This is a genomic window from Nonomuraea sp. NPDC059007, from assembly GCF_042740555.1.
Lineage (GTDB): Bacteria > Actinomycetota > Actinomycetes > Streptosporangiales > Streptosporangiaceae > Nonomuraea.
Window position 1 is genome coordinate 248,582 of record NZ_JBHYJD010000004.1, and the last position, 11,505, is coordinate 260,086.

Genomic DNA, 11,505 nt, shown 5'->3' on the forward strand with positions numbered 1-11,505 from the left:
ACATAATCGCGATCACCCATGATCTAGGTCAAATGGGGTTTTTGGGGTGGGACATCCAGACGTTGATCCGCAGGCTCCAGGTGCCGTTGGGCGGTTCGGTCAGCGACCGTTCGTCCTGGCGGGTGGCCAGGGCCATGACCTGCTCGAACGGGCCGTAGAAACGCACCTGGTCCGCGCTCGCCGCGAGGATCACGGGGGTACGGCCGGCCCGTTCGACCCCGGCGATCAGGCGGTCGACGTCTTCTCTCCTGGCCGTGTCCGAGCTCCCCTCCCGGCGCACGTCGGCGGCCGGGACGCCGCACATGCCCCGCACCACCTGGGTGAAGCGGTCGGCCGTCACCCGCTCGATGATCAGGACGGAGGCGTCGCGCGGGATCGCCCGGCACATCGCCTCCACGGCCGCGCGCTCGCCCCGCTCGATCGGGGTGAACGCGGTGCCGATGGACGTGATGACCGGCGGGACCAGGATGAGAACCGTCCCGACGCCGGCCGTCCAGGCCTGGACCCGCGAGCCGTACCCGAGCCTGCGGGTCTTGTCACGCACCCAGTCGAGCCCCCACACCGCCAGCACGATCAGCCCCGGTATCACCACCGGGACCAGGCGGCGCGCGGCCCACGGCTGGTCCGGCGTGATCTCGGGACGCAGCAGCGTGGTGACGGTGGTCCAGCCGATGACGGCCAGCGGCAGCAGCCACTCGAACGCGGCGGCGTTGCGCAGCAGCCTGCGCACCAGAACGGCGGCCGCCACCGTGGCCAGCACCACGACCGGGACGCCCACGTACCAGATCACCCAGTAGAGCGACTCGTCGAAGTACAGCCGGGTTCCATCGACCGGCAGGCCGTTGGCCTTCTGCGTCTCCTCGATGAACCGGGCCGTCCGCACGTCGTCCCTGCTCACCGGCTCCCGATGCACCGTCTGCACCCAAGGCCGCACCGCGAAGCCGACCATCACCAGGGCCACCAGCGCCGCGCCGATCTCGGGCAGCCGCCGGGGCAGCCGGATCCGGGCCAGGCGGGGGGCGGCGGCCGTACCCACGAGCGTCAGAACCAGGACGACACCGCAGATCAGCAGCAGCGGCACCACCGAACGCGACAGATAGGCCAGGTACGGCCGCGCGAACGTGTAGGCCGCCAGAAACCCCAGCCCGACTCCCACCGTTAGCCCTCCGAGCAGCGGCAGCCCCAGCACGCCGACCGGCCGCCGGAACCGGCTCATGGCGACCAGCAGACCCGCGAACGCCAGCACGGGCAGCACGTCCCGCAACCCGTCGATCCGCACCAGAGTGGCCAGCCCGAACACCAGCCCCGCCAACCCGGCAACCCACCGAACCCCACCCTCCGGCCCGGCTACACCACCCCCAGCCCGCGCACCCACCCCCGCCGGGCTCCCATCGCTCGCCGAACCCGCACCACCGGCTCCGGTTCCGGTTCCGGCGGCATCAGCGCCTTCCCCACCGGCCACCGCTCCTGCGGTGCCGGGCCCGTGCGCTGCGGTGCTGAGCTCCGGAGCGGCTTCTTCGCTCGTGAGGGTCTTGGCATCCCCGGGCGTCGCGCTCGCGGCGCTCGCGCTGCCGGGAACGGCCGGGTCGTCCTGCCCGGGCAGGACGTGCGTGGCGGTGGTTCGGCGGGTCGTCGCCCTTGCCCCGAGGACGCGTGGCCGGCCGGTCGTGTCCGCCGGGTGGGGGGTCCAGATGCGGGTCAGGGCGTCGTGGGCCAGGGAGAGGCCGCCGAACAGGAGGATCAGTGACGGGATCTCGCTGAACGTGGTCCGCGAGGTGTAGAGGATCGGCAGGCTCACCGCGAACGCCAGCGCCGCCACCGGCGCCCACCGTCCGCCCGCCAGCCGGGCCGCCACCCCGCCGACCGTGAGCACCGCCAGCGCCCCCAGCACCGGAGGCCCGAGCAGCATCCCGCCGAGCCAGTCGGCCGCCGAGAAGAGCATGGGCGGGCCCGGCATGAACTGCGGCACCACCGCCCCGCCGAAGTCGAAGAAGCCGACGCTGTCGAAGACGAGCGCCGGGTCGGGGCCGCCGAAGGCCTGCTCCTGGTACGGGATGGGCAGTGAGCCGTGCTCGGCGATCCAGGCGGTGTACTGCGCGTAGGTGGCCGGGTCGCGGCGGACGATGAGCTGTTCGCTGTGGAAGATCGCGTTGAAGACCCCGGAGCCCACCGCGATCGCCAGCACCCCGGCCGTCTGCCGCCCGGTGGCCTCCACCGCCTCGGGCAGGCGCCGCAGCCCCGCCCAGCACAACAGCGCGATGACCGGCAGCGCAAGCACCACCGTGAACACCGGCCGGAACGCCCCCGCCATCAGCAGCGGCAGCCCGGCCAGCAGCCAGCCCGCCACCGCCAGGGCAGGCAGCAGCGAGGCCGTGGCGAGCACCCGGCCCGCCGACGGCCTCCGCGTCTCGTCGGGCCGCAGCCAGGAGGGTGCCATCGCTGATCGCGAGGGTATCCAACGAGGCCGACAACACGCCCGCGTGAGATCGCGATACGTATGGAAGCCGGTAGCGTACGGCCGGACGGCGGTGAACAGGGGAGGGCCGTTGAAGGAGGCGACACCGGACCAACCCGGCGCAGCGGCTAAGACGCCGGAAGAAGATGCGGCTCAGACGCCCGAAAAGGCAGCAACTCGGGCACCCGAAGAAGCAGTGGCTCGGGCATCCGAAAAGGCAACGGCTCAGGCGCCGGAAGAAGCAGCGGATCGGGCGCAGGAAGAATCCGGTCTCGGCAGGCCCGCCGCCAAGGCCGCGGCCGCGGTCCTCAGCCGCGCCACGAACATCGCCGTCCGGGCCGCCGCCAAGCAGCACCGCTGGTTCGTGGGCCTGTTCGCCGCAGGAGCCGTCCTGCGCCTGCTGGCGATGCTCGGCTTCCGTCCGGCCCTGTGGTTCCCCGACTCCTACACCTACATCGTCACCGTCTTCCGCCCCCGCCCCGACCTGGTACGCCCGGCCGGGTACTCCATGTTCCTCAAGCTCCTGGAACCGTTCGGCAGTTTCGCCGCCGTCACAGCGGTGCAGCACCTCATGGGCCTCGCGGTAGCGGTCATGATCTACCTGGCCGCCAGGAGGGCCCGCCCCTGGATCAGGACGCTGGCGACGGTCCCGGTCCTCCTGGACGCGTACCAGATCGAGCTGGAACATCTGCTGGTCTCCGACACCCTGTTCATGTTCCTGGTCACCGCCGCCGTCGTGCTGGCGATCCGGGATCGGATGACCTGGCGCACGGCCACCGCCGTCGGTCTTCTCCTGGCCGCCGCCACCCTGACCAGGACGATCGGCCAGCCCCTGGTCGTGCTGCTGGCCTGCTGGTTCCTGATCCGCAGGCAGCTCGCCCTGACCGGCGTCCTGCTGGCCGCCGCCCTGGTGCCGGTCATGGCGTACATGGGCTGGTTCTACGCCACCTACGACCGCGTCGGCCTGGTCGGCGCCAACGGCGTCTTCCTCTACGCCAGGACGCAGTCGTTCGCCGACTGTCAGAAGATGGACCCGCCGCCCGACCTGCGCGTGCTCTGCGACCCCCGCCCGCCGGACCGCCGCCCGCCCTCGCAGGAGTACGTCTGGTCGCAGGACACCCCGCTGGTCAGGCTGCCCGGCATCACGTTCTCGCGGGCCAACGACGCCCTGGCGGGGCGGTTCGCCCTGCTGGCCATCGGTTCGCAGCCGCTCGACTACGCCGCCTCGATCGCCTCCGAGCTGGCCCGTACGTTCACCTGGGGCCGCCCGGTCTACCCCGACCAGGAGATCTACGACTACTACGAGTTCCCGTCGCGGGAGCCGGGCCCGCCGGGCAGGCACGCGGCGCAACTGGGCGCCCAGCTGGCCGAGCGCTACGAGGGCGGGCCGATCGCGACCCGGGTGGTGGAGCCGTACGCGGGGTGGTTGCGGGCCTACCAGGATGTGGCGCGGTTGCCGGGGATCGTCCTGCTGGTGGTGCTGCTCGTGCCGCCCGCCCTGTCCGTAATCCGGCGCCGACCGGAACTGGAGTGGCTCGTGCCCTGGTCAACGGCGGTGGCGCTGCTCGTGGTCCCGGCTGCGGTGGCCGAATTCGACTACCGGTACGTGCTGCCGGCCGTACCGCTGGCATGTCTTGCCCTGGCCCTTCGCAGCCGCTCCGACCTGGCAAAACAGTAAAGACTTTCACGCTGATATTCCACGAAATGTCCAGGTCTGAGTATGCTTTGGCCCTGTAACATCACGCTGGGGTCACGACCGATTCGGTCATTCATGGCTCCTGGCACGCCGTACGTGACCTAGTCTCGTGCCGCAAGTGTGCGACCGAGCCAGCTGGATACGGCCTGGCGAATTCTTCGAACAGAGGAGGGCCGTGTTGGAGCTGAGGGGGGCGTATGAGTGACCATCGGAGTGTGTCCGTCCAGGACAGAAGGAACGCTCAGACCGACCCGGGCGGCATGCGCGGCCCGCGTCGCGCGGCGTCCCCGCCTCCGCCCCCCGACGACCAGCCGCCCCGCGGCCGCCGCGCCAAGGGCGGCGGCGGGCCCAACAAGATGCGCATCCTGGCCTGGGTCAGCATCGGGCTCACCGGCGTGGTCGTGGCCGGCTCACTGACCGGCTACACCATCTATCGCGACGCGATCGGCGCCATCCAGAAGAAGAGCGTCGACGACAAGATCCTCAACGCCCGCCCGGCCAACTCCTCCGGGGCGCTCAACATCCTCCTGGTCGGCTCCGACACCCGCGACGGCCAGGGCAACGCCCGCTACGGCCAGCTCGACGCCCGCAGAGGCGCGGGCAAGCGCACCGACACGATCATCCTGATGCACATCTCGCCCAACCGCGACGGCGCCAAGCTCATCAGCTTCCCGCGCGACTCGATGGTCGACATCCCGCGCTGTGAGAACGAGACCACCGGCGCGATCATGCCGCCTCACCGGGACATGATCAACGCGGCCTACAACTCCGGCGGCATCGCCTGCACGATGACCACCCTGGAGACGCTGACCGGCATCCGCATCCAGCACTTCGCCGAGGTCGACTTCAGCGGGTTCAAGAACATCGTCGACGCCCTGGGCGGCATCGAGATCTGCCTCAAGAGCGGCGTCAACGACAAGAAGTCCAAGCTCGTGCTGCCGCCGGGCAAGAGCATGCTCGACGGCGAGAAGGCGCTCGGCTTCGTCCGCCTGCGCAACTACGGCGACGGCAGCGACATCCAGCGCATCCGCCGCCAGCAGCTCTTCCTCGGCAAGGTCGTCGCCAAGGCCACCAGCAGCGAGCTGCTGACGAACGTGCCCGCGCTGTCCGCCTTCGTGAAGGCGGCCGGCAAGTCGGTCACCATGGACCCGGGCCTGGCCGACGACCCGGAGAAGCTCATCCAGATCGCGCAGAGCGCGGCGAAGATGACCGCGGGCGACGTCAAGTTCATCACGGTGCCGTGGGGGGCCGACCCCACCGACCCCAACCGCGTGGTCTGGAAGCAGCCCGCCGCCAACGAGCTCTTCAACATGATCAAGACCGACGTCGACATCGCGGTGCCCGAGCCCACCCCCACCGGCTCGGCCAAGCCGAAGATCACGGTCAAGCCCGAGCAGGTCGAGGTCCAGGTACTCAACGGCACCGCCACCCAGGGCAAGGCCAGGGAGGTCGCCGACCAGCTCACCAAGGAGGGCTTCCGGGTCGTCAGCCTGGGCAACTACAAGCCCGCGACCGGCAGCGTGGCCAAGACCGAGTTGCGCTACGGCAAGAAGGCCACCAACGGCGAGGACTACGCCGGCGTCGTGGGCAAGGCGACCTCACCGGCCGTCACCCCGGCCAAGGGCGGCGTGAAGCCGCTGACCACCGAGCCCTACACCTCCACCGTCCCGCCCGCGAAGCCCGTCGGCGGTGCGAAGCCGCCGGTGATCCAGCTGATCGTCGGCGACGACTGGAAGGGCGTAAAGGTGACAAAGGTCTCCGAAGACGTCAAGCAGAACACTGTGAGTGCAAACCAGTCCAACGTGTGCACCTAACCTCCAAGTTCCCTGTGGATACGGGGTTTCTTGGCGCTCCTTCAGAGACAGGAGTGTCCCGCGGCGCTAAAGTTGTCAGGTCGGCGACTGCGCTCGTACGACGTCGTCCAGGCGTCAGTCGAGACAGGCGGTCGCGTTCCCCCGACCCCGAACGAACTGAGCGTCTGCCACGTGACTGACACCCGGTCCTCCGTCCCTGCCACCACCATCGAGCAGCAGGACAGCACCGACGCCAAGAACCGGTGGCCGCTGCCGGGGCAGGACGCGGGTTTCTGGGGCCAGGAGAAGGACGAGCAGGAGCCGGCGCCGCCGCCGGCCAAGAAGCGCGACCCGTATCTCGACAACGTCAAGTTCGTGCTCATCGCGCTGGTCGTCGTCGGCCACTCGCTGGTGCCGACGCTCAACACCGACTCCTCGCGGTCGCTGTACATCTTCATCTACATGTTCCACATGCCGCTGTTCGTGCTGATCAGCGGCTACCTGTCGCGTAACTTCTGGAACTCCAACGCCAAGACCAACAAGCTCGTCGACACGTTCGTCATCCCGTACGTGATCGTCGAGGTCGGCTACGCCGTGCTCCGCACCGCCGTCGGGCAGAAGTGGAGCCTGACGATCATCGATCCGGCGTGGCTCAACTGGTACCTGCTGGCGCTGCTGTTCTGGCGGCTGTCGACGCCGGTGTGGAAGCGGATGAAGTTCCCCATCCCGGTCGCCATCGCGATCTACCTGTTCGCCGGGTTCTCCCAGATCAGCGGCGACTTCAGCATGGACCGCTTCTTCGGCCTGCTGCCCTTCTTCGTGATCGGCCTGGTCATGCAGCCCGAGCACTTCGAGCTGCTCAACCGCAGGTGGATCAAGATCGTCTCGGCGGTCACGCTGGTCGGCGCCGCGGCCAGCGCGATCCTGGTGGCCCGGTTCGATCCCACGCTCAAGCCGTTCTACTTCAAGCACAGCTACCAGGACATGGACCTGTCGTGGTGGATGGGCCTCGGCGTGCGCACCGGACTGCTGGCCTGCTCGCTGGCGATGTGCTTCGCCGTACTGTCGCTGGTCCCGCGCGGCGAGACCTGGTACTCCGACCTCGGCACCCGCACGCTCTACGCCTATCTGCTCCACGGCATCCCCGTGCTGATCGCCAAGGACCAGGGCTGGCTCGACCTGCCCTGGCTGCAGGGACCGCTGGGCGTGCTCGCGATCGCCTCCAGCGCGTTCGCCCTGGCCATCGTCCTGTGCCTGCCCGAGACGCGGACGGTCTTCAAGTGGGTCCTTGAGCCACGCTTGACCTGGCTATACCGCCGTCCCTCCGGAAGTTAATCGTCAGTTCCACCGCCCTTCACCTGACTGACCCGGGCAAACCTCAGCATCAAAGACATGCGGGTATGTGTCGCGACGATTGACCATCATCCCGAGGATGCCAGGATCATGCATCGGCAGATCCGCGCACTCCTCGATGCGGACCACGACATCACGTACGTGGCGCCGTTCACCTACTTCAACGTGACACCACCGCAGCCGATCACCGCGATCGACGTACCGCGCGGCGCCGGGCACGGCAGGGCGCGGGCCGCCCTGCGCCGCGGTGTCAGAGGCGCGGACCTGCTTCTCGTGCATGACGCCGACCTGCTGCGCGCCCTGCCCTACCGGCATCCGCCGGTGGTCTGGGACGTACGCGAACCGGCCGACTCCCGGCGGGCCGCACGCGCGGAGCGCCGCCACCACGTGATCTCGCCATCCGTGGTGCCAGAGGCCACTCTGGTGTCGCCCGCCCCTCCCCCTCCCGGCGACACCAGGGTGGTCCACCTCGGTCGCCTGACGGCCGAGCGCGGCGCCGCCGAGCTCATCGCACTCGCCGAACGTCTGGTGCCGCACGGCATCCGCCTCGACCTCATCGGCCAGGCCGACCGCGAGGCGCGGGTGCTGCTGCGCGACGCCCAGCGGGTCGGCCTGCTCGACTGGTACGGCCATGTGCCCAACCGCCACGCGCTGCGCATGGTCGAGGGCGCCCTGGCCGGCATCTCCCTGGCGCCCGCCGACGTCACGGGCGTACCGACCAAGGTGCTGGACTACATGGGGCGTGGCGTGCCCGTCATCACCACGCCTCAGTCGGGCACGCTGGTGCAGACCGCTCGCTGCGGGCTCGTCGTCCCTTTTGACGTGGACTCGGTACGGCATGCCGTACTCGACCTCAAGGAAGACCCCGACCGCAGGGCCAACATGGGCGCCCGCGGCCACACCTACGCCCGCCTGCACCACCACTGGCCCGACCACGCCCCGGCCTTCGTGGCCCGCATGGAGTCGCTGGCAGGGGTGGCGCACTCTCTGGCGGTCTAGAAACGGACGATGTCGAAGGTCGCGTCGATGAGCCCCACCGCGCGCACCCGGGGATCTTCCAGCAGCTTGCGCAGGCGTTCGACCGGCACGCCACCGTCGATGTAGGCGTAGGCGAGCCCGTCCTTGGCGGCCTTGCGGACGCGTTCGAGGGTGAGGTCGAAGGCACGCAGGTCGGCCGCGTCGGAGTCGCGGAGGATCTTGTCCCAGGAGCGGAACTCCGCCAGGACGTCCGGCGGGATGTCATAGCACATGCCCGACTTCTGCGGGACCGGCGTGCGATCCCACATGATCGACCCAAAGGTGATCGGCACGGATCCGGGCCGGGCCTCGTAGACGATCTTCTCGGGGCAGGTCTGGTATGCCTTGCCGAAGGCGACCAGTTGCTCCGCCGTGGCGGGCTGGTTGAACTCCACGAGGGCCATGACCCGCATGCTCTTCGGCAGCCCGGCGAGGACCTCGCGGGCGCCGTCCTTGTCGATGGGCGACCTGTGGCCGACCATGCTCAGCGCCGTGGACACCGAGGTGTTGGCGGAGTTGCCCAGGGGCAGGCGCTCCAGCCCGCCGAAGAGATTCGTCGTGATCTTGTAGGGCACCTCCACCCTGCTGTTGAACCCGCCTTGGGCCCTGAGCTGGCTGGCCACGAGCGGGAGGCTCGACGACCAGGGCGTCGTGTCGCAGCACTCGCCGAGCTCGATCCGGTAGCCGGGGTTGTACATCTTGAACGCGGTGCCGTACACGTCATAGATTCGGTCCTCGCGCCCGCCGCTCTTCTGCACCAGGATCGGCGCCACCACCAGCACCAGCGTCAGCGCGAGCAGCCCGGCCAGTACGAGCGAGGCCGTCTTGACCAGCCCGCGCCGCACCGCCTTCCTGGTGGCCTTGGGGTCGAAGTCGGGCAGGTCCAGCTCGCTCATCAGGGGGCTCCGTAGATCTCGGCGAAGGCCGCCCGGGCCCGCCACACCGCTGTCTTGATCGTGTTGTGCTTCTTGCCGGTCATCGCCGCCACCTCGACCATGGAGAAGCCCTCCAGGTAGACCAGCTCCAGCAGCCTCCGATGCTGGGGCGGAAGGCGGTCGAGGGCGTCGCGTACCTCCAGGGCGCGGGACCCGATGGAGGGGACGCCGAGCTCGTCCGGATCGGGTAAGGCCAGCTCGACCCGCCTGCGGCGCACGTGGTCGAGCAGGACGTTGCGGGCGATGACCAGCAGCCAGGCCGCCGGGTTCTCGCCGCGCCAGCCGAGCATCGCCCGGGTGGCCTTGACGAAGGTCTCCTGGGCGAGGTCCTCGGCCAGGTGGGGGTCGCGGGTCCGGCGCAGCAGGAACCCGCACACGAGCGGCCAGTGCTCGCGATAGAGCTCCTCGATGATGATGGCCTCCGCGTTCCTGGGACAGTCACATCACACCAGACGGGATCCGGACAGGAATGGTCACATCGCTTCGTGATTGATGTACTGGAGGCATGGCATCGCATCTGATCCAGGGCCGAACGGTGATTCTGCCCGTCCGGGTGAGAGACGCGACGGTCTGCAGCACGATGTACCCGGTACGCGCCGACGCCGCCCGCGCGGTGATCGCCTACTCGGGACTGGACGTGGCCGAGGTCTTCCCCGGCAAGGCCATCTGCACGCTGATCTTCGTCGACTACCGTGACGGCGACCTGGACACCTACCACGAGTTCGGGGTGGCGTTCCTGGTCCGCCAACCAGGTACGGCGGGCGCGGCGGGCCTGTCCGATCTGCGGAACGCCGCGGCGTTCATCCACTGGCTACCCGTGGACCAGTCGTTCACGATGGAGGCCGGCCGTTCGATGTGGGGATTCCCCAAGGAGCTGGCCGAGATCGACCTGAGGTTGTCCTCCCCCTACAAGCGCTGCATCGTCCGCAAGGACGGCCGCCTGGTCATCGACCTGCTGCTGAAGCCGGGTTTCCCGGTGCCGAGGCCGGCCGTACCCCTGACCGCCTACACCCACCGCGACGGCGTCACGAGGAAGATCCCCGCAGAGATGTCGGCGAGGGGCGTACGGCTGCGGCCGGGAGGCGCCCTGGTCAGGCTGGGCAACCACCCGATCGCCAAGGAGCTGAGCGAGCTGGGCCTGCCGAAACGGGCGCTGCTGAGCACGACGGTGGAGCGGGCGAGCATGTCGTTCGGAGCCGCGGTGGACCTCTAGACGATGGGCGGGCGGCCCAGCTTCACCATGCGCCAGGCGGTCTTCCACGCCATCGGGCGGCGTTCGCCCGCGGGGGTGCGCAGGCCCTCAAGGAAGCCGGTGAACCACGCCTTCAGGGCCGTGCCGGAGCGTTCGCGCACCAGCGTGAGCACGACCCAGTTGACCAGGTAGAGGGCGGCCAGCGGCCAGGGCAGGTTGCGCCGGGCCAGCCACACGCGGTTGCGCGCGTTGAGCCGGTAGAAGTCGGCGTGGCGGGTCGGCGGCACCTGCGGGTGGTACATGACGGTCTCGGCGTCGTACTCGATCCGGTAGCCCTCGCCGAGCAGCCGCCAGGCCAGGTCGGTCTCCTCGTGCGCGTAGAAGAAGCGCTCGGGCAGCCCGCCCACCTGGAGGAAGGCGGAACGGCGGATGGCCGAGGCGCCCCCCAGGAACGTGGTGACCGGCGAGGAGCGCTGCGGGTCACCGGCGCGCAGGCGCGGCACGTGGCGGCGCTGGCCGACGCCGCCTTCCGGGTCCATGACGCGGAAGGAGATGACGGCCAGATCGGGTTCGGTGGCGAAGCGGTCGCGTACGTGGGCGACGACTTTCTGGTTGGCGTACCAGCCGTCGTCGTCGAGGAACAGCACGACGTCGCCCGAGCACTCCTCGACGCCCCGGTTACGTCCGGCCGGGATGCCGGTGTTGTGCTCCAGGCGGATCGCTTTCACGATCGCGGCCGAGCCCTCGGGTGGCGTCGCCGTCACCTCGGGCACGTCGGCCCCGTTGCCCACGATCACCACCTCGACGTCGCCGTCGACCTGGTTGAGCGCGGAATCGACCGCCCGGTTCAGCTCCGCGACCCGGTTGCCCATGGTGAGGATGACGCACGAGATCTTCAACGGGTCATCACCTTGACGCGTTGAGAGCACGAGCGGAGCATTCTTTCATGATCACCGAGTCTGCTGGTATGCATATTTCCTGATATTGGTGGAGCTAAGCGTATCGGAACCGTGGGTGAACCCCCACCGAACGGCGGACGTCCGATCAATACGACGGACGCCGAG

The 11,505-nt window shown here is 69.3% G+C and carries 9 protein-coding genes; 5 read left to right on the forward strand and 4 right to left on the reverse strand.

Annotation, left to right across the window (positions count from 1 at the left end; genetic code table 11):
- Positions 1-28: 28 nt before the first annotated feature.
- Positions 29-2,437, reverse strand: a complete 2,409-nt coding sequence (locus ACFWY5_RS08490; RefSeq protein WP_379630935.1) for a hypothetical protein — start codon at positions 2,435-2,437, stop codon at positions 29-31.
- Between the two features lie 214 nt (positions 2,438-2,651).
- Between ACFWY5_RS08490 and ACFWY5_RS08495 the strand changes: the two genes are divergently transcribed.
- The 4 genes from ACFWY5_RS08495 (at position 2,652) to ACFWY5_RS08510 (ending at position 8,296) form a co-directional block, all read left to right on the forward strand.
- Complete coding sequence (locus ACFWY5_RS08495) at positions 2,652-4,133, forward strand: hypothetical protein (RefSeq protein ID WP_379630936.1); 1,482 nt, start codon at positions 2,652-2,654, stop codon at positions 4,131-4,133.
- 233 nt (positions 4,134-4,366) lie between these two features.
- On the forward strand, positions 4,367-5,965 hold the full coding sequence (locus ACFWY5_RS08500; RefSeq protein ID WP_379630937.1) for an LCP family protein: 1,599 nt from the start codon (positions 4,367-4,369) through the stop codon (positions 5,963-5,965).
- A 171-nt stretch (positions 5,966-6,136) separates the two neighbouring features.
- Positions 6,137-7,279: an acyltransferase family protein gene (locus tag ACFWY5_RS08505; protein WP_379609902.1), complete on the forward strand. Its 1,143-nt coding sequence runs from the start codon at positions 6,137-6,139 to the stop codon at positions 7,277-7,279.
- A 108-nt stretch (positions 7,280-7,387) separates the two neighbouring features.
- On the forward strand, positions 7,388-8,296 hold the full coding sequence (locus ACFWY5_RS08510; protein ID WP_379609903.1) for a glycosyltransferase: 909 nt from the start codon (positions 7,388-7,390) through the stop codon (positions 8,294-8,296).
- Here the strand turns inward: ACFWY5_RS08510 and ACFWY5_RS08515 are convergent.
- Positions 8,293-9,210, reverse strand: coding sequence for a hypothetical protein (locus ACFWY5_RS08515; protein ID WP_379609904.1), 918 nt, complete (start codon positions 9,208-9,210; stop codon positions 8,293-8,295). The two genes, ACFWY5_RS08510 and ACFWY5_RS08515, sit on opposite strands and share 4 nt — an antisense overlap.
- Positions 9,210-9,665 (reverse strand): RNA polymerase sigma factor, encoded by a 456-nt coding sequence (locus ACFWY5_RS08520; protein WP_379610118.1) that lies wholly within the window; start codon positions 9,663-9,665, stop codon positions 9,210-9,212. The genes ACFWY5_RS08515 and ACFWY5_RS08520 overlap by 1 nt, the downstream gene beginning before the upstream one ends.
- A gap of 89 nt (positions 9,666-9,754) precedes the next feature.
- Between ACFWY5_RS08520 and ACFWY5_RS08525 the strand changes: the two genes are divergently transcribed.
- Complete coding sequence (locus ACFWY5_RS08525) at positions 9,755-10,462, forward strand: acetoacetate decarboxylase family protein (protein ID WP_379609905.1); 708 nt, start codon at positions 9,755-9,757, stop codon at positions 10,460-10,462.
- Here the strand turns inward: ACFWY5_RS08525 and ACFWY5_RS08530 are convergent.
- The gene (locus ACFWY5_RS08530) at positions 10,459-11,340 is read right to left on the reverse strand and encodes a glycosyltransferase family 2 protein (protein WP_379630938.1); all 882 of its coding nucleotides are present in this window, start codon (positions 11,338-11,340) and stop codon (positions 10,459-10,461) included. The genes ACFWY5_RS08525 and ACFWY5_RS08530 overlap by 4 nt on opposite strands.
- Positions 11,341-11,505 lie beyond the last annotated feature (165 nt).

What these genes read in the sequence shown, in the direction of transcription:
- ACFWY5_RS08515 (WP_379609904.1), bottom strand. Translation starts at nt 9,210, where the DNA reads ATGAGCGAGCTGGACCTGCCCGACTTCGACCCCAAGGCCACCAGGAAG.
- ACFWY5_RS08525 (WP_379609905.1), top strand. Translation starts at nt 9,755, where the DNA reads ATGGCATCGCATCTGATCCAGGGCCGAACGGTGATTCTGCCCGTCCGG.
- ACFWY5_RS08510 (WP_379609903.1), top strand. Translation starts at nt 7,388, where the DNA reads ATGCATCGGCAGATCCGCGCACTCCTCGATGCGGACCACGACATCACG.
- ACFWY5_RS08490 (WP_379630935.1), bottom strand. Translation starts at nt 2,437, where the DNA reads ATGGCACCCTCCTGGCTGCGGCCCGACGAGACGCGGAGGCCGTCGGCG.